General features: G+C 46.1%; 15 protein-coding genes and 1 other annotated feature. Of the genes, 9 read left to right on the forward strand and 6 right to left on the reverse strand.

The annotated features are described in order from the left end of the window. The first annotated feature begins 10 nt into the window (after positions 1-10). Both CGZ90_RS11070 and CGZ90_RS11075 read left to right on the forward strand, forming a co-directional pair. Positions 11-616 (forward strand): cysteine dioxygenase, encoded by a 606-nt coding sequence (locus tag CGZ90_RS11070; RefSeq protein ID WP_094252570.1) that lies wholly within the window; start codon positions 11-13, stop codon positions 614-616. Between the two features lie 105 nt (positions 617-721). Continuing rightward, positions 722-1,513 (forward strand): SDR family NAD(P)-dependent oxidoreductase, encoded by a 792-nt coding sequence (locus tag CGZ90_RS11075; protein WP_094252571.1) that lies wholly within the window; start codon positions 722-724, stop codon positions 1,511-1,513. Between the two features lie 57 nt (positions 1,514-1,570). On the opposite strand, the gene CGZ90_RS11080 is transcribed toward CGZ90_RS11075, so the two are convergent. After that, a complete protein-coding gene (locus CGZ90_RS11080; protein ID WP_240515415.1) occupies positions 1,571-2,407 on the reverse strand; it encodes an aminoglycoside phosphotransferase family protein in 837 nt (278 codons plus the stop codon). Between the two features lie 246 nt (positions 2,408-2,653). On the opposite strand from CGZ90_RS11080, the gene ggt reads away from it, so the two are divergent. Both ggt and CGZ90_RS11090 read left to right on the forward strand, forming a co-directional pair. Continuing rightward, positions 2,654-4,336, forward strand: coding sequence for a gamma-glutamyltransferase (gene ggt / locus CGZ90_RS11085; RefSeq protein ID WP_094252573.1), 1,683 nt, complete (start codon positions 2,654-2,656; stop codon positions 4,334-4,336). Positions 4,337-4,564: 228 nt separating this feature from the next. Further along, the gene (locus CGZ90_RS11090; protein WP_165766834.1) at positions 4,565-5,476 is read left to right on the forward strand and encodes an alpha/beta fold hydrolase; all 912 of its coding nucleotides are present in this window, start codon (positions 4,565-4,567) and stop codon (positions 5,474-5,476) included. A gap of 65 nt (positions 5,477-5,541) precedes the next feature. Here CGZ90_RS11090 and CGZ90_RS11095 read toward each other — a convergent pair whose 3' ends face one another. After that, positions 5,542-6,384 carry an alpha/beta fold hydrolase gene (locus tag CGZ90_RS11095; protein WP_094252575.1) on the reverse strand — a complete coding sequence of 281 codons (843 nt, stop codon included), beginning with the start codon at positions 6,382-6,384 and terminating at the stop codon, positions 5,542-5,544. A 698-nt stretch (positions 6,385-7,082) separates the two neighbouring features. Between CGZ90_RS11095 and CGZ90_RS11100 the strand changes: the two genes are divergently transcribed. Together CGZ90_RS11100 and CGZ90_RS11105 are read left to right on the forward strand one after the other, a co-directional pair. Then, complete coding sequence (locus CGZ90_RS11100) at positions 7,083-7,571, forward strand: GNAT family N-acetyltransferase (RefSeq protein ID WP_094252576.1); 489 nt, start codon at positions 7,083-7,085, stop codon at positions 7,569-7,571. Positions 7,572-8,008: 437 nt separating this feature from the next. Next, the gene (locus CGZ90_RS11105; protein WP_094252577.1) at positions 8,009-18,469 is read left to right on the forward strand and encodes a carboxypeptidase regulatory-like domain-containing protein; all 10,461 of its coding nucleotides are present in this window, start codon (positions 8,009-8,011) and stop codon (positions 18,467-18,469) included. 265 nt (positions 18,470-18,734) lie between these two features. Here CGZ90_RS11105 and serA read toward each other — a convergent pair whose 3' ends face one another. Both serA and CGZ90_RS11115 read right to left on the reverse strand, forming a co-directional pair. Next, positions 18,735-20,333, reverse strand: coding sequence for a phosphoglycerate dehydrogenase (serA, locus tag CGZ90_RS11110; RefSeq protein ID WP_094252578.1), 1,599 nt, complete (start codon positions 20,331-20,333; stop codon positions 18,735-18,737). Then, a complete protein-coding gene (locus CGZ90_RS11115; RefSeq protein ID WP_094252579.1) occupies positions 20,326-21,483 on the reverse strand; it encodes a pyridoxal-phosphate-dependent aminotransferase family protein in 1,158 nt (385 codons plus the stop codon). Before CGZ90_RS11115 ends, serA begins: the two co-directional genes overlap by 8 nt. Positions 21,484-21,631: 148 nt before the next feature. Continuing rightward, positions 21,632-21,845 (reverse strand) — a binding site (T-box leader). 100 nt (positions 21,846-21,945) lie between these two features. Here CGZ90_RS11115 and CGZ90_RS11120 point away from each other — a divergent pair. Beyond that, positions 21,946-23,067 (forward strand): HAD family hydrolase, encoded by a 1,122-nt coding sequence (locus tag CGZ90_RS11120; protein ID WP_094252580.1) that lies wholly within the window; start codon positions 21,946-21,948, stop codon positions 23,065-23,067. 279 nt (positions 23,068-23,346) lie between these two features. Continuing rightward, on the forward strand, positions 23,347-23,931 hold the full coding sequence (locus CGZ90_RS11125) for a hypothetical protein (RefSeq protein WP_094252581.1): 585 nt from the start codon (positions 23,347-23,349) through the stop codon (positions 23,929-23,931). 45 nt (positions 23,932-23,976) lie between these two features. Here CGZ90_RS11125 and CGZ90_RS11130 read toward each other — a convergent pair whose 3' ends face one another. Together CGZ90_RS11130 and CGZ90_RS11135 are read right to left on the reverse strand one after the other, a co-directional pair. Beyond that, positions 23,977-24,189: a helix-turn-helix domain-containing protein gene (locus CGZ90_RS11130; RefSeq protein ID WP_205727393.1), complete on the reverse strand. Its 213-nt coding sequence runs from the start codon at positions 24,187-24,189 to the stop codon at positions 23,977-23,979. Between the two features lie 18 nt (positions 24,190-24,207). Then, on the reverse strand, positions 24,208-24,774 hold the full coding sequence (locus CGZ90_RS11135; RefSeq protein ID WP_094252583.1) for a DUF2975 domain-containing protein: 567 nt from the start codon (positions 24,772-24,774) through the stop codon (positions 24,208-24,210). Positions 24,775-24,953: 179 nt separating this feature from the next. On the opposite strand from CGZ90_RS11135, the gene CGZ90_RS11140 reads away from it, so the two are divergent. Then, positions 24,954-25,376, forward strand: a complete 423-nt coding sequence (locus CGZ90_RS11140) for a GNAT family N-acetyltransferase (protein WP_094252584.1) — start codon at positions 24,954-24,956, stop codon at positions 25,374-25,376. Positions 25,377-25,490: the final 114 nt, after the last annotated feature.

Below are 25,490 nucleotides of genomic sequence, written 5' to 3' on the forward strand. Positions count from 1 at the left end.
AGGAGACAAAATGGGGGTTGAGGAAAAGGCAAAGTACGTTCTTGATTTGTTATATAATCCGTCAAAAGATGAGCTAAGGATGGCTTTAATAAACATGAATATTAATGTTGAGGATCTTGAGCACATTTTAGGTTCTTCTGAGGGCAAGCCATATTACCGGAAGCTGCTGTATAAAAATGATGACATAGAGATGCTCGTTATGAACTGGTCACAGCTGGAATGCGCGCCGCACGATCACGGAGAATCGCACGGCTTTATCCAAGTGCTTTCTGGCTCATCGATCAATACTGTGTATGAGCTGGATGAAAAAGGATTGCCTTCAGAGCTGTTTGACCAGATTCAGGAGAGCGGGAAGATTTTTTACGCACCGAAAAAGGGTGTCCATAAAATGCAGGCGGCAGGAGGAAGCGATCTTGTAACGCTTCATCTGTATTCACCTCCAATCACCGGAATGAAGGTCTATGATTTGGAGGCATGTGCTGTGTGTGTCGTGTCCGACGACTGCGGAGCCTGGTGGCCGGAGGAGCAGCGGCAGAAGCTGAAGGAGATCCAGCTAAGGGATGGGGGGTACGGTACCATTCACTTGAAACAGAGCAATAACAGCACTGGGAGGTGAATGGTACCGTACCCCAAAAGCCAAACTTAGAATCAAGATATTTGAAAAGCGCATGTGCTTCACGTATCGTAAAAGAATCTTTTGTTAGAGAAAGGTTGAGTGCACTTGAACTTACAGCTTGAAAATAAATTAGTGGTCGTAACAGGATCGACGTCTGGTATTGGAAAAGGCATCGCGAAGTCTTTTTTACAGGAAGGCGCAAAGGTAATCGTGAACGGACGCTCTCAGGACCGTGTGGATGAAGCGGTTCAGGAGCTTTCTGCGTTTGGACAGGTTTACGGTATTGCGGCGGATGTGTCTGATGCGTCTGGCACCGCGGAGTTTGTCCGCCAGGTTAAGGATCATGGCGACGTGGATGTGCTCGTGAATAATATGGGTGTCTTTGAAGTGAAGGACTTTGTTGATGTCACCGATGAGGAATGGATGAACTATTTTAACGTTAACGTACTGAGTACTGTGCGTTTGTCTCGTGCTTTCTTGCCAGATATGCTCAAGCGAAACACCGGCCGCATCATTAACATTGCGAGTGAAGCTGGGGTCAAGCCGCTGCCCCAGATGATCCCGTATTCAGTGACAAAGACGTCACTGATCAGCCTGGCGCGCGGATTAGCGGAGCTTACAAAGGGTACAAAGGTAACGGTGAACAGCGTGCTGCCGGGGCCGACTTGGACAGAAGGTGTGGAAAGCTACATGGTCGGTGCTGCAGAAGCAGAAAACGAGGAGCTGGAGCAATTCACAGCCAACTACTTCAAAAAGAACGAACCAACATCCTTGATCCAGCGATTTGCCACAGTTGAAGAAGTGGCAGACACAGTTGTATTCATCGCATCGGAAAAAGCGTCCGCTATAAACGGAGCGGCACAAAGGGTAGAAGGCGGGATCATCCGATCTTTATAAAAATCACATACAAAAAGCTCAGAGACTTTTGAAAAGTTCTGAGCTTTTTTTCTTGCTCTAAAAAATCGTTTCCGATTTTTTAAGGAAGTTTTTTAAACGAACTAAATTCTCTTCAAGGAATGCAGCATTTTTTTCAAGTCCACGGCGTTTACACCAGCCAATACTATTAAACGCATCTGTAAATTGATAGAAAGGCAATACAATCTCTAGATCAATTAATGGTCTGATACTTTTATAGCCTTCTTTATACGCCTCATACAATGTTTGATCGAAGCTTAAAAAATCTCGATGCAATTTCGTGAAGTCAACTTCTGTTGAACCAAATCGTACACTTTCAAAATCTATGATTCCCGAAACTTCATTGTCATTAATTATGATGTTGGCTGGACGAAAATCCATATGTACAAAGCTTGGTCCGTCTGGTGACGGGAGCTGCTGTTTCATTCTCTCGTATCTTTCAAGTGCTTGTGTGTATAATCCCTCATCCAAAACATCTTTTACATCCTGTGCAAAGCTGTAAAATTGCTGTTCAATAAATGCAGACCAGCTTGCAAATTCATTTTGTATGCCGGTTAACTCCATCAAAGCAGGCGGCTGAACGGTATGCATCGAGGCATGAATAACCCCGACTTGAAATGCTGCCTTTGGTGAAACATCCATTGTTAGAGGCTGTCCTTTCATTTCAGACAATAAAAAAACACCGTGACATTCCTCGTCACCCGTCCAATAATCCAGCAAATCAGGAATAGCAACAGTATTTTTTAAGATTTCATACGCTTCTAACTCCCGCTGAAATTTCATTTTTGTATAGGGGATCTTCAGAAAAACATTTTCGCCATTAAGCAAGGTACATTTATAGACAATTGAACTAAAGGAATCTTCAACCTCATCCATTGATAGTACCTGCAGTTTAAATTGCTTTATGATATGGTCTAGCATCAAGTCACACCCCTTTTTGCAATTAACATACATCCATTTGATTTTAACTTATTTATCCAATAATACTACATAGTAATTTCAACGGATTTCAGGAGGCGATACAGCTCAATAATTAGAAGCTTTACCCAGCTTGTTTTGTGCAAGGAAGGAAGGGGAATCACTTAACCACTATGCGTCAACGTTGGCGGTGGAGGTGTCAGTATGGGAAAAGGCAAGACAGCAGCACGCTCCAGAAGAAGTTTGTATGATCGGGAAACGGCGGTTGGAAAGCACGGGATGGTCGTGAGTGCGCATCCTGTTGCGACAGATGCGGGAGAGAAAATACTGCGGGCGGGAGGCAATGCTATCGATGCGGCGATCGCCGTACAATTTGCACTGAATGTCGGAGAACCGATGATGACAGGAATCGGCGGCAGCGGATTTTTCATGGTCTATCATAAGGAAAGCGGAAAGGTGAAAATATATGACGGCCATTCGCAGGCACCTAAGGCGGCCTATCCGTCTATGTTCCTTGATGAAAAAGACGAGGTCATCCCGTTCAGAAAGCGTTCGATTCAAGGTACGGCAGTTGGGATACCGGGAATTTTAAAGGCAATGGATGCGGCATTGAACGAATACGGGTCCAAGCCGCTTGCCGATCTGATCGAACCCGCTGCACAGGCTGCGGAACAGGGTGTTGAGATTAACTGGATTTTAAAAGATATTTTAACAAAATATGAGTACAGGTTAGGCGATCACGCACGTGAATTGTTTTTCCCGAACGGAAAAGCGGTGGAGGAAGGATCGTTCGTGAATCATAAAGACCTCGCTAAAACATATCGCATTTTGCAGAAGCAGGGGATTAAAGCTTTTTATGAAGGAGAGATCGCCGAGGCTATCATCTCTACCATCAAAGAGCACGGCGGTTTTATGGAGATGAGCGATTTAAAGGATTATAAAATAACGGTTGATGAGCCGGTTTGGGGCACGTACAGAGGCTATAAGATTGCGTCATCTAACATGCCGAGCGCAGGCGGGACGACGGTTCTGCAGATTTTAAAGATACTTGAAGGCTTTGATTTGGCTAAGTATGGTCCGCGTTCTTGGGAAAAATATTATTTGTTTGCTGAAGCGATGCGCATTGCTTTTTCAGATAAAATTGCGTTTGCCGGGGATCCGCGGTTTGATGAAGTGCCTGTGAAAGGGCTGCTGAATGAAGAATATTTGATCGGCAGGAGAGATTTCATTAACTGGGAGAACCGTAACAGTGAGGTTGATTTCGGCAACCCTTGGGCATATGATTCAGCGAAAAAGAAAGAAGTCGTCCGTCAGCCATATGAGCCTGAACGTGACTTGAGCGAAACCACCCATTTTACTGTAATCGACCGCTGGGGCAATATTGCGGCATGCACGTCAACCGTTGAGCACCCGTTCGGCACCGGTATCATGGTAAAGGATCACGGTTTCCTTCTCAATAATGAGCTGACCGACTTTGATGCGGTCCCTGGCGGATTAAATGAGGTGCAGCCAGACAAACGGCCAGTCAGCTGCAAAAGTCCTTCTATAATATTTAAAGATAATAAGCCGATCTTTACACTTGGTTCGCCAGGCGGGCCGACCATTGTCGGCTCGGTGTTTCAGACGATCGCGAATATCATTGATTTTGGCATGGATATGAAGGAAGCAATCGAGGAACCTAGAATCTTCGGAAGTACGAGTCCGCTTATCGGCTGGGAAGCGGGCATCGACATGAACAGCAAAGGAACACTTGAAGCGATGGGATTTGAGTTCGGCGATGCACCGTTTCCGATCGGCAACGTGCAGGGAATTCAGATCAATGAGGACGGCACCCTGTTCGGCGCGGCAGATTCAAGCCGTGAGGGGAAGGCTGTAGGGATAGATTAAGTGATATATATCAGAGTAAGAACTCCTTGAAAAAGGGAGTTCTTTTTTTATGAAGTTTCGGGGGTACGGTACCATTTAGAAAAAAAACGTCAGTAGCGCCTTTTCTTCAGGAATGGTACCGTACCCCCATCTTTAACCCATCTTTATTTCCTTGAATCAATCAGCACAAGTAATTTATAACTGTTTATGGGTAAAAATGTAAATAATAATGATTGGCAGGTGAAAAGAGTGAAGGTTGTTCAATTAGAATCCGCTGAGATTTCATACAGGATATTCGGAGAGGCAGAGGTCAAGGTAGTAATCGTGCCAGCTTTAGGTTCTTGCAGTGCTGAATGGTGGCATCTTGCTGAACGATTCTCCAAGAACAAGAACTATTCTGTGCTTGTATATGATCGGGCTGGGTATGGAATGAGCTCGCCGTCTTCGATAAAAAGAACACCGCGTCATGTTGCTGAAGAGCTGGCGCAGCTGCTTTCTAAACTGAACGTGACTCATAAAGTTGTATTGGTCGGGCATTCACAAGGAGGATTGTACATTCAGCAGTTCGCAAGAGCATATCCTCATTTAGTAAAAGGACTAGTCCTGGTTGATCCTTTGTCAGCCAATGACAACATCTTTAAAATAAAGCTAACCGAAGAACTATATAAAAAAAGCGGTGTAAACAAATTGAAGGCCTTGAGAATAGGCTATTGGCTGACTTCTTTTAAACTGGGAACCTTTTTTGTGCCAGTCTTGAAAAAAGCACCGCCGTTTTATTATTACAATCATTTTTCTAAAGAAGCGGAAACTTACATTCTAAAAGCTTTTACAAAGCCAATGCAATACAAAACGGCAATTGAAGAATATCACTTCTCGCATGATGAAGAAGAGATCGCTCATCTAAAAGAAAAAGGAAACTTTCCGGATATAGCTCTTAAACTAATTACGCACACTCCAAGAAAAGCAATGGAAGAAATTATTTACTACGGCGGGACAACAGAAGAGGAAGCACAGCTGATAGACGAGATTTCGCAGAAGTTAATGAAAGAATACTTAACCTTTTCTAGCAAGTCTGAGCTGATACTGGCAAAAAACAGCAGTCATTATATTCATCTGACAGAACCGGAACTGATTAAGAAAGCGATTGAAGATATAATCTGAAGAGCAGAATTAATATAAAAATAAGAACTTCCCGAGCAAGGAAGTTCTTGTTTTTTATTGTTGTTTTATTCGTTTTCTTTTAAGAAGTTAACGAGTATTCTGTTAAACTCCTCCGCATGTGTTGCGTTAAAACCATGCGGAGCGCCTTCGATGACCGCAAGCTGGCTGCCAGAAATCATCTCGTGTGCCCGTTTTCCACTGACCTCTAGCGGAACGATGGCATCTGAGTCGCCGTGGATGACGAGTGTCGGCACAGTAAATTTTTCAAGGTCTTCTCTGAAGTCAGTCCGGCCGAATGCGGAGATACAGTCGAGCGTTCCTTTTGGCGATGCGAAATCGGCTATGTTTTTAATATATTGACGGAACGGCTCGCTCACAAGATCTGTTTTGTCTCCAGCGGTAAAGAATTTCTTTGTAAAGTCATCAAGAAATGCCAGCCTGTCGCTTTTGACTCCTTTCTCGAACTCAGCGATTGTCGCATCATCCAGCCCGCCATCAGGGTTGTCAGATGACTTGTAAAGGTATGGCGTAACAGCACCAGCTAGAACGGCCTTGCTCACACGTTCGGTTCCATACGTGCCGATATAGCGGGCAACCTCGCCGCCGCCCATTGAAAAGCCGACAAGAGTGACGTCCAGAAGATCCAACTGCTGTATGAGCTGGTGGAGATCATCTGCGAAAGTATCGTAATCATAGCCGCTGTATGGCTGTGAGGACTGGCCAAAGCCTCTGCGGTCATATGTGATAACTCTATATCCTGCATCGATAAGCGCTGGCACCTGTTTCTCCCATGAACGTCCGCTGAGCGGCCACCCGTGGATGAGAATGACAGGTTTTCCTGTTCCATGATCTTCGTAATAAAGTTCCACCGGCGTATTGTTTTCTGAACCTGCATTAATCCTTGGCAAAATAAAACCTCCTCATGTGTGGGGGGTACGGTACCATTTGATGAGAAAGCTTCTATGATGCTGTTTCTCCTAAATGGTACCGTACCCCGTCCCTTCTATCTCCTTTACCATTTTCCCCTCACACTATAGTGCTTAAACGGTTTTGACTGCGGCTATACAAACAACCATTTTTGCAAGATTAAGAGGTTTGTCCAAACACTTTAGACAAGCCTGCGTAAGATAAGGTATGAAAGGAGCATGACTCTTTTCCAGTTTCCTTATCGAGGGGGTGGAATTGACCGTGATTGAATTTCTAGAGGATTGGCTTTCTTTCAAGAAGAAGAAAAAGAAGAAAAAAGTTAGAAATGGTGACGACGCTGCTAACCCGCCTGCGTAGTTAAATACACCTCAAGAAAACCGGGAGTGAACCCCGGTTTTTTGTTGTTTAGGAGTCGAGGAAAACTCGTTTTAACAATTTGCGGGTTTATGATGCTTTGTTTGTTTTTGCTGTTCCTGAGGGCTGCTTTGTGGGGTACGGTACCCATTTGAAGAAAATGCTTCTATGACGCTGTTTCTCCTAAATGGGTACCGTACCCCCGACGAATATCCAAGCCAATCCGGACAAGCATCATATAGTAGTAGAAAGGGAGAACTCAATTATTACCTATAACTAATCGTTCATTTTCTGCCCTTTGGAAGCAGTAAAAGGGGGAATATCCTTGTATATTCGAAAAAGGGTCCGCGGCCAGGATGACCCTGTTTTAATTAATATGGTAATTAAACAATTTAAGGTTAAGAATGAAGTGATTACCGCTATCATCGAACAAGCCCATGAAATATTGGTTGTATGTGATGAACAGGATACGATAGTCGGTTTTGTATCGTACCGTTTTAAACTATTGGACATGGTTTATGTGGATTATGTTGTACTTGATGAAGAGCACCAAGGAAGAGGAATTGCGTCAAAATTTCTTCCTGTGTTTGAAAAGCATTGTTTAAAACAGGGCATACGTGTTATTTACGGAACAGTTGATAGTGACAATACAGATGCACTGAGACTTTTTGAACGCTGGGGCTTTACAGTGAAGGGTCAGCTCGGTTCAAGTGTGATTATTGAAAAGCATCTACAAGAGATACGTAATAAAAATGCACCGCCTCCATATGTTAAAAAGCTGTCCGAGCCGCCGGGTCTGACACGTAATAAATAATGATTTACTAAGAAAACCTTATCCCTCTGTAAAAGGGATAAGGTTTTTGTCATTGATAGCTTGTCCAATTATTCAGCAGCTCTGTCTGCGTGCTTCAACAGTTTTTTAGGCGGACGGCAGATCTCGCAGTCACAGTTAAAAAAGGAATGGTGCGGGGAAGCAATGCAGCATTCCCGGCCTTTTTCAATAGGCGGACACGTGCACTCGCGGCTTGAAAAACCGCATTGCGGGCAGTCACTCAATCATTCTCACCCCCTTGAAACAGCATGTTTTATAGTATGAGAAATGACATTGAAGGTTCTTTTCATGCTTGAAAAAAGGCTATATTCAAGTGCCGGTCACAAATTTTCGAACTTAATAAAGAAACGGTCATTTTAACGGGGGTGTCCTGAGTATATTAGATGGATTGAATTCCCATTTTTGTCGGAGGTGTTGGGATGGCTTTTCCCTCTAATGACCAATTTACGGCGATTACGGTAGGAGGTGTGCCCTACGCTGATGTGATCAATGACATCAGTCCAGCAGGAACAGATATTGTAGGGAGTGCCAGCTTTCCATCGTTTTATTTTGCGTATGATGAAATTAACGTTTATTTCCGCATGCGCGTAAAATCTGATCCGAGAAACAATGCGAAAACAGCATTCACTAATTTTGCATGGGGAGTACTGCTCAATACTACTGGGGTGCCGGGTACATATGACTGGCTGCTCGCGGTCAACGGTCTGAACAAGCGTGTTAACCTGGTTAAAAACACTATCATTGAAGTCAACTCATGGAACGATCCTGCAGAAGGTACGAACGGGAGAGGGGAGCCGAATTATTCCCGTTCTATTATCAATTTTGATGTAGCCCGTGTTCTGCAGGCCGATTCCACTCTTGGAAGCACGCAGAACTATTTTATTGATTTTCTCATTCCAGCCTCTACGCTGTTTTCTTTTTTAGGAATTAACGCATTAAGCCAGGTTCGAATGGTGGCATTTACATCGGCAAATAACAACAACTACAACAAGGACTCGCTGAGAACATCAGAGGGCTTTCAGTTTTCAGCAGCGCTATCCACCCCTGCGACGATAAATTCAGGAAATGTTAGAGCGAATCTCCAAGTTGCAAAAACGCTGCTTACCGGTCCGACGACACCGGCCGCGGGGCAGATCGGCGAATGGACAGGAAGAATTACGTTAACAAATACCGGTAAGAGCACGGCGACTCTTATTAATGTGACAGATATTGTTTCATTGGACGTAGTTTCTCAGTTTACGGTTATGAATGTTTCACAAGGAACAACCGCTTATAACGCAGCAACGAAAACATTGACATGGTCGGTCGGAAACATCGCGCGGGGAGCGAGTGCGATCCTTGATTTCGGAGAGAACGGTATATTTTACACACCAGGAAACAGGGTGCTGAATACGGCGCGGGCAACAGGGATTGACAGCTTTACGGGAGCGGATCTTACACCTGTATCGGCAAGCATTTCTGTTAATGTTCAAGCGGCGGGAGGAGCAGCTGGTACCGTGCTCGACAGCTCGAACGGCCAGCCGGTAGCCGGCGCACAGGTCCGTCTGCTTTCAGGTGCAACGCCTGTTGCGGTGACTTCCACCGATGCGTTCGGAAAATATAGCATTACCAATATTGCATCAGGCACGTATATTCTTGAATTTTCAAAAGCTAACTACACGACTCTTGCACAAGGGGTTCTAATAGAATCTGATACCATTACGATCGTCAATCCAGTATTAGTTGCCTTACCTGGAACACTGCAGGGAACCGTCACTGCAAGCGGAGGCGGGGGGGTTAACGGTGCTGCTGTTCTGTTGTCAGATAGCTTAGGGACTGTTGTGGCACAGGCGGTAACTTCTCCTGAAGGAACGTACTCCATTTCGGGCATTATACCGGGTCATTACACGCTCACGGTTTCGGCTGATGGATATCAGTCAGTAACAATCGGTCAAAATGTTCCATCAAATCAGGTGACAACAGCTGATTTTGTACTTCAGTCAAACCCGGGAACTGTCACGGGAACCGTTACAGGAAGCGGAGCGCCTTTGGCTAACGCGTTCGTTGAGGCATTGAATGCTACCGGTATTGTTGTTTCTTCTATATTAACGGATGGAGCAGGGCAATATTCTATCAGCCGTCTTTCAGCAGGGTCCTACAGGCTGAGGGTCAGTGCACCATCCCATCAGACATTTATCGTCGGTTTTTCGATTGCTGAAGGAGAGACGGCCACCGTAGATGTTAATTTGCTCGCGAGTCCTGGTTCCATTACAGGAACGGTTATTGATGAAGATACAGGTGCACCGATTGAAGGAGCGAGCCTGAAGGTTGTAAACAGTTCAGGAATAACGGATGCAACGGTACTAACTGACGTTAACGGCCAATATACGGTAAATTCCCTTGCTCCAGGAAACTATGTAATCACATTTTACTCTGACGGTCATGGTACAAAAACGGTCGGGGCATACGTGCAGTCTAATCTGCCGACGACAGTGAACGTATCGCTCAAAAGGCTGGCAGGGGTTTTGACAGGCATCGTATCCTCAGGGGGTTCTGCCATAAGCGGGTCAACTGTAGACGTTGTACTGAACAACATCGTAGTGGCCAAAACACTGACAGATGAAAATGGAAGCTACACGATCAGCGGCCTGTCACCTGAACGCTATACCGTTATTTTTAATGCAGAAGGATATTCACCTGTAACACTTGGGGCTGTTATTCAAGATAATGAAACAACGGTAGTCAATGCTGATTTGCAGCTAACATTCGGTTCACTATCAGGCAACGTTCAGGACAATGAAGGAAATGTGCTGGCCGGCGCTGTTGTTCTCGTGAAAAATGCAGACTCAGATGTCCTAATATCGCGTGTGGTAACTGATACAAACGGTGACTTTAACATTGGGGAACTGCTGCCGGGCAGTTACAACGTTATAGCGAATATAGATAATTATCAGACCGGTTTAATCGGAGCCATCATTATTGCAGGAGAAACATCAACTGTAAACTTTACTTTGGCTCCAGATCCGGCTGGCATTACGGGGCTTGTCATTAATGAGGAAACGAGTCAGCCTATATCAGGCGCTTCCATTGAAATTCAGCTTCTCGATTCAAACGGAGTTATTGTAAGATCAACATTTACAGATACAGATGGCAGCTTTATCGTCGAGTTTTTAATGCCGGGCACGTATACGATCATTGTGAGCAGCGAAGGCTTTCAGGCTTCATCTGCTTCCATTCAATTAACGCCGGGAAGTGTATCTTTTATCACGATTACATTAACACCAGCACCAGGGTTTGTGTCTGGATTGGTGGCTGACAGCTTGACTGGCCTCCCGATTGCTGGAGCAACCGTTAATATCAGCAACTCTTTGGGTTCTTTTGTGGATTCAGCGGTCACGAGTACAGATGGAACATTTATTTCACACGGTCTTTCAGGAGGCTTTTACACACTTGCTTCAGTAGCTCCTGGATTTGAAACAAACGTAGTCGGCGTACTCGTTCCTGCTGGACTAACCAAGTTTGTAAATATAGAACTAGCTCCAAATCCGGGGGGCGTTTCAGGAACGGTCACACCGGCAGTGGAGGGGACAGTGCTGCAGCTTTACACGAGTGATAACCAGTTTATTAATACAGTAGCTGCGACACCTGAGGGAGCGTTTTTATTCCAAAGTCTTGCACCGGGAAATTATTTTGTAAAAGCGGTGGCTGCTAATTATTCGGTTGGCTGTGCGGGTGCTTTCGTTGTTTCTAATCAAACAACGAACATCACTCTTACAATGCAGCCAAATCCAGGCTCAGTGAGCGGAACAATTTTCTCCGATTTAGGGGATCCGGTGGAAAATGCCACTATATCTTTGCTCGATGCAAACGAGACGCCGATTGGAAGCAGTACAACGGATTTAGATGGCGGCTATATCGTCAGCAGTATTCCTCCAGGGTCATATGCTGTGGTTATTAGAGCAGGAGGATTTGCCAATGCGACCGGTACAGTAGCTGTCGGTCCGGGGCAGACGGTTGCCGATTTAAATTTTCAGTTAGAGACGATTCGCGGTTCTATCTCTGGTTCGGTATCTGATTTTGCGACGGGAGCGGCAATACCAGGGGCGGTTGTGCTTATACGTGACAGCATCGGAATTATTATCCGTTTTACATCGACGGATCAATTCGGAAACTATTTGCTGCGTAATTTTGTTCCAGGATCTTATTCGGTCACGTCCTCTGCTCAAAGTTATTCAACTGAAATTACGGGTGTGATCGTACAAAGCGGCGAGACGGCAGGAGCTGATCTGCGGTTAAGGAGTACGGTAGGAACGATTGCCGGACAGATTACAAATGAAAACGGAGATCCTCTTGGCGGAGACAATATTCAATTAAAACTGTTTGGTTCAAACGGCGAGGTTCTTCAAGCATTGATCGCTCAGACAGACGGGTCCTTTCAGATACCTGATTTGGCAGAAGGAACGTATTTTGTCAGCGCGGACTTGGCGGGATATTCGCCGAACTTAGGGGCAGTCATTGTCACCGCTGGAGCGGTCAGCACGATTAATATCCCGCTGTCGCTTATCGTCACGACGCTGACAGGAAGCGTGACGGATTCGGCGACAGGAGCACCAATAGCGGGAACGGCAGTATCCGTTTCATTGACTACAAACACAGGTATGTTTATTGCGAAGCAGTTTCCGGGAACAGATGGCACCTTCACGTTTGGCTCAATAGCGCCCGGTTTGTATTTGCTGAATGTAAATGCAGAAGGGTACGGAAACGAAGTCATTACAGTCACTGTGCCTGAAACAGGGTTTAATATTGCTGTTTCATTGACACAGAATCCGGGTGCAGTAACGGGATTTGTGACGAATCAGCTGACAGGAGAACCGCTGTCTAATGCTATCATCCAAGTGATTGAGTTAGGCAAGCCGGTGGATTTAACAGGAGTAACAGACAGCTTCGGCCAGTTTGTGTTTTCTAATTTAACGCCGGATTCATACCGTGCAATCGTGAGTGCAGACGGTTTTTCCAGCCAGAGTGCTACGTTTACCATTTTCCCTGATCAGACGGTATCCTTAAGCTTTATCTTAACGCCAGAGCCTGGAAATGTGGCCGGTACAGTTACAGATGCTGTCACGGGGAATCCAATTCGCCAGGTAATGATACAGGTCCGTTATTTATCGCCGACAGGTCCAGTTATCGCAACGACTCTGACCGATGACCAAGGAAACTATATAACGCAAGGTGTGTATTCAGGAATTTACACGGTTATTGCTTTTACAGATGACGGATATGGTTCATCCAGTGCTTCTGTTCAAGTTCCGGCAAACGGAACAGCAGTCTTGAACTTTACGCTGCAGCCAGATCCTTCAACGGTTCAGGGAATCGTAACCTCCGCTTTGACAGGCGAGCCGCTCGCCAATGTGGCTGTCACGTTATTAGACGTTTACGGATTTACGGTGCGTGTGGTGAACACGGACGGTAATGGTTTTTATAGAATTATAGGATTTACGGAAGGGCAATATCTTGTGACCGCGATTGTTCCTGATTATCAAAGATTAAGAGTGGCGATTTCTCCTGTACCTGGAGAGACGGTCACGGCTGATCTCGCATTAGCTCCGGATCCAGGAAATATAGCCGGTGTCATATTAGATGAACAGACGCTTGCACCGCTCGTTGGGGCGCAGATCGAAGTGTATGCGCCAGGCGCAGTGACACCTATTGCCAGAAGAACCACAGGTGCGGGCGGGAATTTTCTGATCGAAGGTGTTGCACCAAGGTCCTACACGATTAATGCGTATCAGCTGAACTACAGCATCCGCTCCACAGGAGTAATTGTGCAGTCGAACGAGACGGCGAATGTACAGCTGACCTTAATACCTGAACCAGCTTCTGTTGCAGGTACGGTCACGGATAATAACGGGGCGCCGCTGTCTAATGCGAGCGTCCGAGTGGTGGATGAAACCGACCTTGAGATCGGAAATGGCATAACCGATAATAACGGGAACTATGTGATTGGAAACCTGCCTGCAGGGGCTTATACGGTTATCGTTGGCGCACGGGACTTCTCATCTGCTACGACAGGAATATCGCTGCAGCCGGGTCAAGAGCTTACAGGTCTTGCGTTCGCCTTGGATCCATTGGGAGGGCTTATTTCAGGAAGTGTAGTAAACGCAAATACGGGAGATGGTTTGCCGGGCATATTGATTTCCTTTTACACGCCAGAGGGCATTCCGGTAATTTCAACGAACACGGATACAGCAGGGAATTTTACATCGATCTTGCTGCCGCCTGGAACATACACAGTGATTGCGAGCTCTCCTTATTTTGTTCAAGATCAAACAGGGGTCATAATCCTGCCAAATCAGACAGCGGCCGTATCGTTCGCGCTCGCTGAGGTCGGCGGCTCTATTTTCGGAACTGTGGTTGATTTGGGGGGCATACCAATTACGGGTACATCGATTTCCGTCAGGCTTCTAAATGTTAATGGCGTATTGCTGCAATCGTTAAATGCTCTTTCAGATGGAACCTTTGCGTTTCCTAATCTGGCAGCTGGAAGTTATCAAGTAAATATCATCGCGGAAGGCTACCAGTCTGCAACAGTAGGTGCTATCGTAGTGAATGGCGAGGTTTCTGAGCTAACCGTTCCTCTAGCGCCGGAACAAGGGTCCATTTCTGGTGTCGTGACGGATGAGATTACTGGATTGCCTGTATCGGGCAGTTTTATTGAAGTTACAGATGCGAACGGAGTGCTTGCGGCAACCATTACTAGTGACCAAGATGGAGCGTTCAGGATCGACAATCTGCTGACAGGTCCGTTAAATGTCAGAGCAACAGCACGCAGCTATGGTTCTGCTACAGTCGGGGTTATTGTAAACGCCATGTCTGTTTCAACTGTTGAGCTTTCCTTGCCGCCTGACCCTGGCAGTATTGCTGGAACGGTTACAAGACCTGACGGCACACCAGCCGGTAATACGACAATAAAGATAGTCGATAGGAAAAATACAACTATTACATCGGTTATTACAGATGAAGATGGATCTTACGAGGTAGATGACCTTGATGAAGGACAGTACACGATTACAGCAAACAATACGAATTCCGGCAGTGGGATCGGCAGCGGAATTGTTCTGCCGGATATGGAAACTGATGTAGATATTATATTAATTCCTGAAGGTGGAGTGGTGGAAGGAAATGTGACCAGCCGATCAACGGGTGAGCCGCTGATTGGAGCTTCGGTCGAGTTAAGGTCTGTATCTCCGTTTGGCCCTGTAATTGTTACAGCGCTGACAAACAGCACCGGCAGCTATCGTTTTGACTTTGTTTCAACAGGCACGTACGCCATCGTTGTAACTAAAGAGAATTATGGATCTGAAATTGGATCTGTGCTCATTGAGAACGGTGTCACGTATTCCCGTGATTTTGCGCTGACTCCGCTGCCTTCTAACGTTACAGGTGCCATCACAGCGAGGATTCCAAGCGTTCAAGCGGAGTCAGATAGAGTTTCAGCAGCAGCTGATATAATCATTCCGCTCGTTAACACGGCTGTTCGTTTAATAGATGAGAACGGTGCGGAAATTGCTGCAGTGCAGACGAATGAGGAAGGAACATACTTGGTTGAGAACTTTGCTGCCGGAATTTATTCCTTAAACACATTCAATGTAGATTATGAAACAAACAACATTGGCTTTTCGGTAAATCCTGGCCAGACTCAAATCGTAAATATTGAGCTCGTTGCTCTTCCTGGCACGCTGACAGGAACGATTGTTGATCTGCAGACAGGGCTGCCGATTGCCGGCGCGATTGTTCAGCTTGTTTTCGGAGCGAGTTTGCAGCCAGCGGGGCGTGGGGTGACGGACAACGCAGGCATTTACACCATTTTAGGATTGTCGCCTGGTTCGTATTCTCAAACGATGACAACGCCTAACTACAGCACGTTTACATCTGGAGCAAACATTTCGGCTAACGCAACGACTACTGTTGACGGGTTTTTACAGGGTGATCCTGGTGTTGTCAGCGGGACCGTATCCGGCCCTGGCGGCGGTATTGGTGGAGCAGGTGTTAAAGTAATCGACGTGAACGGAACGGTTATCGGTTCTGCTGTTACAAATAACGACGGTACGTATTTTATTGGCAACCTGCCGGAAGGAACATTTGCGGTTACAGTAACGGCCCCTGACTTTTCAAGCGGTACACAGGGAGTAACGGTTGGACCAGGACAGACAGCGGATGTTTCCTTCGTTCTAACGCCTGATTCCGGCTCAATAACGGGATCAGTCATAGATGAAAACGGCGTACCGCTTGCTGGAGCGGTTGTGAATGTGCTGCTAAATGATGTCATTATTGCTTCAGCTGTTACAGATTTAAGCGGCGGCTATACATTTAGAGATTTGCTTCCAAACACCTACCAAGTCACTGCAAATCTATCTGGCTATGGGATAACATCAGTTGGAGCGATCGTAACAAGCAATGCTGCAGCGGCGGCCAGCCTTACATTAACTACGTTGTTTGGAAGCATTGCTGGGACGGTAACAGATGCAGGCGGTTCACCGATAACGGGCAGAAGCATTCAGATCAATCTCTACGACCAGAATAATAGCTTAATAACGACCGTTCTCGCCCAGTCGGATGGAACGTATGTCATCCCGCAGGTCAGACAAGGAAGCTATGTTATTACGGTTACTGTAAGAGGCTTTAATCCAGGGAATTTTGCAGCTGAGGTGACGCCGGGTGCACAGACAGCGGCTGATCTTTCGCTGACAGCAATTGGAGGGCGTTTGACTGTAAAAGTCGTGGATGCTACTACGAGTGTGCCGGTTTCAGGCGTTGTGACAAATGTTTATAATGAGGCAGGTATACCAATTACAACAGCAATTACAGATCAGGAAGGCGCATTTACCCTGCAGAGCCTTGAGGAAGGAAGTGTCATTCTATCCACTGCTTCCCCAGGATACAGCAGTCTGTCGCAAGGAGCCATTATTGAGAATGGTGTGACGACAGAAGCCGTTTTGGCAATTTCGCCAGAAACAGGAGATTTAACGGGAACAATCACGGGTCCTGATGGGCTTCCGATCACGGGCGCTGTTATTCAGATCATCGACGCCACCCGTGCTACCGTTAATACGGTATTGTCGCAATCCGATGGCACATATGCGGTGCTTGATCTTCTGCCAGGCATCTACACGATGACCGTGAGTGCAGCAGGCTTTGAACAGCTGTCACTAAGTGCGTTTATTGAAGCAAATGAAACGACAGTGACAGATATTACTCTCGCCTTTGAACCAGGAAGTGTCGAAGGAATCGTGACAGATGCAGGTACGGGTGCCTTTATTTCAAGAGCAAACGTCGAGCTGAGGCTGATCAGCCCGTCCGGTCCGGTTATCGCTTCCACCATTACGGACGTCCAAGGCAGGTATCGGTTTAACACGATCAGGAGCGGAACCTATACTGTTGTAGCTACTAACAGCAATTACGGTAATGATTCAGATTCTATATTTGTTGAACCAGGTCTCACCACATTTGCCGACCTTCAGCTGTCGCCGCTGACCTCAAGGGTAACAGGTACGATTACTGGTGATGGAGGACTGCCGCTGGTCAACACACTTGTGCGTGTTGCGGACTCAAATGGCACGGTCGTGGCAGAGATACAGACCGATATTGATGGACGCTATCTGGTCGAAGGGCTTCTACCCGGCGAATACAGCCTTTCTGTCATCAACATTGATTACCGCAGCGAGGTGGTAGTTTTTACGGCTGAACCAAATTTAACGGCAGTTGTAGATGTCAGCCTGACTGCGCTGCCGAGTTTGTTCACTGGGTTTGTCACGGATGCCGAGACAGGGCTTCCAATCGTGGGAGCGATCGTGGAGACGTTTACACTGCAGACCAGTCCAGTTACGAGTGCGTCTTCTAGCGCTGAGTCACAGGTGCAGGACTCTGCACAGTCAGAAACAGCTGCTGCAGTGGAGGCGCAGGCAGTGGATGTTCTGGGCCGTCCGGTTGCCGTCGCATTAACGAATATTAATGGTTTTTATACGATTCCAGGGCTTAGCAATGGAACATATACGCTGAGAGCTTCGGCACAGGGATATGGTACGGATGGAAGACTTACTGTGCTGCCTGTTAATGCAACAGTAGAAGAGGATTTTGCACTTGTGGCAGGCACGGCTTCCATTTCGGGTACCGTGTTGATCGCGGGCAATGGACCATTATTTAATGCATCTGTATCCGTGTTTACAGCTGACGGAGTTTTAGTAGCGAACGCAAGTACTAATCAAGAAGGGTTCTATTTTATCGGCAATCTGCGTGCAGGAAGTTATCGAGTTTCGGCTGATGCGGATGGATATTTGGAGCAGTCGACTTCCGTGGAGCTTGATAATGGAGAAGTGCTGGAGGACGTAGATTTTGCTTTAGTACCTGGAGCTGACGGCAACATCACAGGACAGGTGTCGGACAGCCGAACGGGGCGCCCGATTGTGGGGGCGGCTATACAGCTGTTCGACCTCCGAGGGAATTTGGTTGCTGAGGTGGAAACGAATGAAGTGGGAATCTTCCTGCTAACAGGAATTTCAGCAGGCTTCTATACGTTAAGAGCATCTGCGGCAGGATACGTACCGTTCACAAGTGATGAGTTTGAGCTTGTGGCGGGAGAAACGCTCTTACTGCCAATTACACTGCGCGCGGTGAGGCCGATACCTCCTGTTAATGGGACGGCACTGTATTATATCCTCGTTGGCGGCGAACCGTTAGCGCTGGATAGTGCGGAATCACCGACTGCATTCCAGCTGGAGAACATTGATCCCGACAGAAACTGCGCCGTTTTCTCGTATGAAGCGGTTGTGGATGGAGGAGGCACGGTCAGGAGGTATATCACGTTTGATCTGACGTGCATCAGCATTATTCGGATAATAGAGTAGCATGAAGAGAAGGTGTCCCGAGTGCGGGACACCTTCTTTGCTGTTTTGAGCTTGTTTGGGAGAGGGTGTAGGCAGTTTATTTGCAGATTTCAGAGTTTTATTTGCGAATTTCGAGTAATTATTTGCAAATCCCGGAGGTTTATTTGTAAATCTAAAAATTTGTTTGCAGCTCAAATTTTTATTTATTTTTCGACACATTTATTTGCAGCAAATCAGTCTTATTTGCGCCTGCTCGCCGGCTACCACTCCACATCACAAACACGAATCACAATGCATCTTCCCCCAGCTCAAGCAGCTGCGCCTCGTTCAACCCGCCGACCTGCTCAAGCTCTGCGATGACCTCATTGCCAAGCTTTTTATCCAGCGACAGCACCATGATCGCCTCGCCGCCCTTATCCGTTCGGCCGACCTGCATCGTGCCGATATTGATATCATGGCTGCCGAGCAGTGAGCCGACTTTCCCGATCATGCCGGGAACATCGTTATGCTTGATGAAAAGCAGATGGCTTTCTGGCCTGATGTCGATATGGTAATGGTTCAGCTTCACGATTCGTGCGCCGTATCCGTTCAGGACAGTAGCGCCGATGACCGCTGTTTCTCCCTGGTTGTGAACACGCAGCTCGATATAGTTGGCGAAGCCCTTGCTGCGCGTATTTTTCTCGACGTTGTACGGGATATCCTGTTCTTTTAACAGATGAAGGGCATTGATCAGGTTCACAGAGTCGGTCAGGTGGTGGGAGAGCAGCCCCTTGATCATCGTCCGGGTGAGTAGATCGGTATCCTCGGCGACAAGATCACCTTGATACGTGATGTCGATCTTATCTGGTGCATGCTTCAATAGTTGAATGACCAGCTGGCCGATCTGTTCGCCGAGCTTTAAGTACGGCGCCATCTTTTCCTGCTTTTGCTTGGAGATGGCGGGCATGTTCACTGCATGGCGGATATTTTTCGCTTCTAAAATTTCAATGATTTCCGCGCTGACCTCCTGCGCCACTTTTTCCTGTGCTTCGACTGTTGAAGCCGCTAGGTGAGGAGTCATGATAATCGCAGGATGTTTGAAAAGCCCCTTGTTTTCGGGAGGTTCGATCTGAAAAACATCGAGTGCAGCGCCTGCTACATGCCCTGAATCAATCGCGGCAACCAATGCCTCTTCGTCAATAATCCCGCCGCGGGCACAGTTAATGAAGCGCACGCCTTGCTTCGTTTTTTGAATATATTCGGCGTCGACCAGGTTTCGAGTCGCGTTCGTGAGCGGTGTGTGGAGTGTGATGTAATCCGATTCTGCCGCGATCTCGTCTAACGTTGCTTTACGGATGCCCAGACTTTTTGCGCGTTCCTCGGTCAGGTAAGGGTCAAAGCCAAGTATCTCCATCTCGAAGCTTTTGCAGCGCTTTGCCACCTCGGTTCCGATTTTCCCCATTCCGACGATGCCAATCGATTTCTTATACAGCTCGACGCCTTGAAAAGCGCCGCGGTTCCATTCGCCGCTTGATGTGAGCTGGTGCGCCTGAGGGACGTTGCGCGAGAGTGCGAGCATCATCGCCATCGTGTGCTCTGCAGCCGCAATCGTGTTGGCGCCGGGTGCGTTGATGACGATTATGCCTTTTCGTGTGGCTGAATTTACGTCGATGTTATCGACACCGACCCCAGCACGTGCGATTACCTGCAGTCTGCCAGAGTGCTCGAGAATGTCCTGAGTCACCTTCGTTTGGCTGCGAACGATGAGCGCGTCATAGTTTCCGATGATTTCTTTTAGCTCTTCTGGCGGGATTCCAACCTTTTTATCGACCGTAAAATCGTGGTGCTCATACAGGTCGATCAGTCCGTTATCGCTGATGCTGTCGGTTACAAGTACATTAAACATGTTGTATCCAAACCTCCTCTGCTTTTGCGGTTGCTTTTCCGAGCACGTTGTTTCCTGTCAGCTGCTGCGTCGCCATTTCGATCGCGTTTAATACTTGAAGCATGGAATACGGGGTGCTGTAGCCCATATGACCGATACGGATGATCTCGCCTTTTAGCTTCTTCTGGCCGCCGGCGATGCTCAACCCGTATTTATCAAGCAGCAGTTTCTTTAATTTCTTTGTTTCTTCCGTTGGTGTTCTGACGGCTGTAATGGTAGGGGATGCTGTTTCATCGCTCGTTAAAAGCGGCAGTTCCAATGCTTTCAATCCTTCGCGAAGCATGTTCTTTAGCAGGTCATGGCGTTTGATGACTTGATCCAGGCCTTCTTCTTCAATCATCGCGCAGACTTCAATTGTTCCATTGATGAGTGATACGGCTGGTGTAAACGGTGTTGACTTTTCATTGTCATAAGAGGAGAAATAACGGTTCAGATCTAAGTAAAAGCGTTTCGTCTTATTGTTCTGGATGACTTTTCTGGCTTGGTCGCTGCATGCGAGAAAGGCGAGGCCAGGAGGAAGCATGAGCGCTTTTTGCGAGCCGGCTGCAAGAATATCGATGTTCCAGCCTGGCATATCGGCTTCTACGGCTCCGATGCAGCTGACACCGTCGACGATAAAGAGAGCATCTGTCAGCTCTTTTGTCACTTTGCCGAGCTCGTGCACAGGGTTGAGGACACCTGTTGATGTTTCACAATATGTTGCGATGACCGCTTTAATGTTCTTGTCTAACTGCTTTAGAAACGATTGTAGCTGGTCGGGTGAGCATGTTTTTCCCCACTCGATATCAAGGCGGTGAACATTGGCGCCAAATGCTTCACAGATGCTCGCGAAACGGTCTCCGAACGCACCTGTCACGATTACGACGACATCATCGTTTTCTTCCAAGACATTCGCGGCGGCGGTTTCGAGCGCTGCCGTTCCGCTTCCGGAGATGATCGTGACCGGGTTATCTGAGCCGAAAACAGGCTGCAGGCGTGTGGCGGCTTGCTCAAGCAAAATCGGGAATTCCTGGCTGCGGTGGCCGATCATCGGCTTGTTCATCGCATACTGAACCCGTTCTGGAATCGGAGTCGGACCTGGAGTGTACAGAAACTGCTGGTTAAAAAGCATATCTTTCTCTCCTCTCGATATTTGGAATGGGGGTACGGTACCATTTAAGAAATTTGCTTTGTTTACGCCAGATTGGTGCAAATGGTACCGTACCCCCGAACTTGCTTAAAATAAAAACGCCCCTCATAACAGACAGAGTTGTCGTGTTATGAGGGGCGTGGATATACGCGGTGCCACCCTCGTTTGTTACCACAGAAATGCAGTAACCTCGAGAGAGATAACGGCTACTTGCCGGACGTACCTACTAAGGTTTCAGCACGTCAGTTCCGAATGGCTCAGGACTGTTAAAAAAAGCATCGGTTCGCAGCTACCACCGACTCTCTTAAGCTTCTTTTTAACGCCTCATTCGTCATTACTTTTTTGCATTTTTCAGAATATGTTGACTAGTTTACCTTGTTTCTTTACCGTTGTAAAGTGTAGAATTGACAAAAAGAAAAACCAAAGTGAGCGGGGAGAGATTAGATGATAAGTACTGTGCTTTTTGATGTAGACGGCGTTCTCTTAAGTGAGGAGCATTATTTCGATGCCTCAGCACTCACCGTTTGGGAGCTGTTACTAAGCGAAAATTATCTAGGGTTAGCTCCTAATCAATACCGGGTGGATGTTGCTTTTAGCGAGATCAAGCTTATCAGAGGCGAGGTGTTTCAGCATGATCAGGTTCTGTCCTTCTTAAAATCAAGAGGACTGAACGCAAACTGGGACATGATTTATCTGACGTTCAGCTGCCAGCTGATCGAGCTTTTGGCGCAGCTTGATGATAAAGAAAAAACGGCAAAATGGCTGAGTGCGCCAATTGACCGCGGAGTTTTGCAGGAAATTGGCCAGGCGCTGCGCGCTGCGGATGTGGAGATCCGTTATGAAGCATTTTTGGAGAATTTTAAGGATACTCCGGAAACGAAGCAGTGCTTGATGAAGCATCTCGATTTGCTGGCGGATGAAAAGCTTGGAGTAGAAACGTCCATTTTTAGAGAAAAAGGTGCATTATGGTCGGTTTGCGAGCATGTGTCGCAGGAATGGTATGTCGGGGATGAGCATGTGCTGCAATCGACAGGGCGAGAGAGTGTGCAAACAGGGAAAAAAGGTTTCCTGGCAGATGAAAAAACGCTTGCTCCGGCTGAGGAGATTGCAGGGCTTTTCCGCGGTCTGCTTGATGCAGGCGTGAAGATCGGGATCGGAACAGGACGTCCGCAGCTGGAGACCATTCAGCCTTTTCAGCACCTTGACTGGCTGCAATTTTTCGATGAAAATACGGTCATTACTGCAGATGACGTTTTGGCAGCGCAAAAGACGAACCCGGAGAGAGGGTCGCTGTCTAAGCCGCATCCGTTCACATACGTGATGGCGCTGAACGGCCGCGATAAGGGTGAGAGTGCTAGTTTAAAAGCGCAGCTGCCGTACGAAGGCGCGGGCGAAGTGCTCGTTGTAGGAGATTCATTGGCTGACTTGATCGCAGCGCGTGAGATCGGCTGCCAGTTCGCCGCTGTTCTGACGGGGCTATCGGGCGAAAAAGCTCGGGCGGATTTTGAAAAACACGAGGCGGATTACATTTTGAGTGATGTGATGGAGCTGAAGAGGCTGTTTTAACGGCGACGCAATTATAAGCTGTCAGAAAAAATATTTGGGCCGTCACTGAATTTTTATGAGCCGTTAAAAAACCTATATAAGCCCACTATGAAAATATATAAGCTATCACTAGCGATATATGAGCTAAACACTGCTGCACAACTATTATAGTTTGAAAAATAAACAGGGTTCTCTTCCAATGAGACCCTGTTTTCTTTGTTTTGGGGTTAGAAAGGCAATGCTTTTGGGTATTAAAATTCGTGATGGGAGTGGAAATTTTTAGAAGGAGCCCGTGATTGCATGAAAAGATATTGGTTATTAATGCTTATGCTATTTGTATTATTAATGGGATGCAGTGAGAAAGCCTCGTCTAAGGAAGAGACAAAGCAGCCAATAAATGAAACGAGCAAAACTGAAAAGAAGGAAGAAAAGACGAAAGACATGTCTTTTAAAGAAAAACAGCTCTACATCATTCAATTCATAAACAAGGATATTGAAGAAGTTTCAGTGCATGAAGTTGAAGCTAAACAAGCATTAGCAACGGTCTCTGGCAAAAATTATAAGAGTGATGAAGAAATGTACGGTGTACTGACTAGTCAAGTGATACCAGTCTATGAAAAAGCAAGGGATACGGCTGAAAAACTAGATCCCAAATTAGAAGAACTAGAGCCGCTTACAGACCGGGTTAAAGAGGCGACGAGTATATACTATGAGGCATTGCTGATTCAGAAAGAGGCGCTTGAAAAACAAGATAAGAACTTGATTGATCAGGCAAATGCGAAAGTCATGGAATACAGCGCTATTATTAATCAGCATCATGCTGAAATGGAGAAGCTGGCTAAGACTTATAAAGTAGATTATAAGCCTCACCCTGGAATACAGTAATTCAAACAAAAACAGCGAAACCGAACAATCGGCTTCGCTGTTTTTTTATATTGACTCATCCTCCACATACTCCAGCAGATCTCCTGGCTGGCAGTCCAGTGCTTTGCACAGGGCATCGAGTGTTGATAAGCGAATTGCTTTTCCTTTTTCATTTTTCAAGATAGATAGGTTGGCGGGTGTGATGCCAATCGTGTCGGAAAGTGTGTTGAGCGAGATTTTCCGCTTGGCCATCATGACATCCAGGTTGATTTTTATCATCACATTCTCCTTAAATCACTAGATTGTGTGTTTGTTTTCTTCTACAGCAATGACCGCTTTTTTCAAAGCCAGTGAAAAAATAATGAGCACGATGCCGTTTATGACATAGTCAGCGAATTGAATGTTAGAGTATGAGATTGTTGCATTCGCAATCTGCACATCCGAAAGGGATCTGTTAATCAGAATACCTTCAATCAGAGAGGAAGCAGCTCCGATAATCATAATGGTTAATCCCATTTTCATGAGGATGGACACATTTTCAATCATGAACAGGCTGTCTGTGTGGATGTTCTTCAAAAGCTTGTGCATGAACCACAGGAACAAGACGACAACAGCAAAAGTAGTGATTGTGGAAACTAATGATAACATGAGGAACGATTTTTGACTGTAAACAGCAGGCTGCTCGTGAAAGTTTAGGTTGAGGTAAGAAAAGATCGGTTCCACCTCGCCGAGTGATTTGGTAATCGCACTGTCTGGTGCAAAGACTCTAAAAGAATCTAATACAATGATCAACATTCCAAAAGCGGATAGTACGTAAAACAGGATGATACTGATTTTTGATAAAACTTTAAACAGATTAGTCATTTTCAACAAACCCCTTTTCCTTATTTATACATAAAGAATAAAACATGGTAATTTAAAAATCAATAAAAATTTATTGTTTTTCAATAAATTTTTATTATTTAGCGTGATATTTAAAATTAATTTTACAAATTGTGTTAATGTAAAAGGTGCAATTAAACGTACAAGCAGGGGGAGACATAATGAATTTTCAAATTTCAAAAGAGATTAATGAGAGTGCAAAAAGCCATATTAATCATCAGCTTTATGAATATAATCTGAAGCACTTTCCGGAGGATTTAAGAGGAAGATATCAAGAGGTTAATTTGTACCTTTTGGATGAAGAGAGCAATGTTCGCGGCGGGATTTTAGGAGAAATCTGCTGGAACTGGCTGGAGATTCATACGCTCATGGTTGATGAAGATTTACGAAAACATGGGTATGGATCAAAGCTATTGTATGAGGCTGAACAAATTGCCAGAGAGAAAAAATGTGATTTTATCAAGGTTGAAACGTTAAGCTTTCAGGCATTAGAGTTTTACAAAAAGCATGGTTATGAAGAGTTTGGTGTTCTGGATAATGTAGGCAGGGATTATCAGCATCATTATTTGAAGAAGGATTTATAGAGCTAAATTTTACGTCCAGAGAAAAAATCTCTGGGCGTTTTAAATCTGCAGCGAAAGAACCCTCAAGGATGATCACGAACGTTTTAAAGGGAACGCTGCGTGAATAAAAAAATA

It is taken from the genome of Fictibacillus aquaticus (assembly GCF_002245695.1).
Taxonomy (GTDB): domain Bacteria; phylum Bacillota; class Bacilli; order Bacillales; family Fictibacillaceae; genus Fictibacillus; species Fictibacillus aquaticus.

What these genes read in the sequence shown, in the direction of transcription:
- CGZ90_RS11135 (WP_094252583.1), bottom strand. Translation starts at nt 24,774, where the DNA reads ATGACTAATCTGTTTAAAGTTTTATCAAAAATCAGTATCATCCTGTTT.
- CGZ90_RS11070 (WP_094252570.1), top strand. Translation starts at nt 11, where the DNA reads ATGGGGGTTGAGGAAAAGGCAAAGTACGTTCTTGATTTGTTATATAAT.
- CGZ90_RS11120 (WP_094252580.1), top strand. Translation starts at nt 21,946, where the DNA reads ATGATAAGTACTGTGCTTTTTGATGTAGACGGCGTTCTCTTAAGTGAG.
- serA (WP_094252578.1), bottom strand. Translation starts at nt 20,333, where the DNA reads ATGTTTAATGTACTTGTAACCGACAGCATCAGCGATAACGGACTGATC.
- CGZ90_RS11140 (WP_094252584.1), top strand. Translation starts at nt 24,954, where the DNA reads ATGAATTTTCAAATTTCAAAAGAGATTAATGAGAGTGCAAAAAGCCAT.
- CGZ90_RS11115 (WP_094252579.1), bottom strand. Translation starts at nt 21,483, where the DNA reads ATGCTTTTTAACCAGCAGTTTCTGTACACTCCAGGTCCGACTCCGATT.
- CGZ90_RS11130 (WP_205727393.1), bottom strand. Translation starts at nt 24,189, where the DNA reads ATGATAAAAATCAACCTGGATGTCATGATGGCCAAGCGGAAAATCTCG.
- CGZ90_RS11105 (WP_094252577.1), top strand. Translation starts at nt 8,009, where the DNA reads ATGGCTTTTCCCTCTAATGACCAATTTACGGCGATTACGGTAGGAGGT.
- ggt (WP_094252573.1), top strand. Translation starts at nt 2,654, where the DNA reads ATGGGAAAAGGCAAGACAGCAGCACGCTCCAGAAGAAGTTTGTATGAT.
- CGZ90_RS11080 (WP_240515415.1), bottom strand. Translation starts at nt 2,407, where the DNA reads ATGGATGAGGTTGAAGATTCCTTTAGTTCAATTGTCTATAAATGTACC.
- CGZ90_RS11125 (WP_094252581.1), top strand. Translation starts at nt 23,347, where the DNA reads ATGAAAAGATATTGGTTATTAATGCTTATGCTATTTGTATTATTAATG.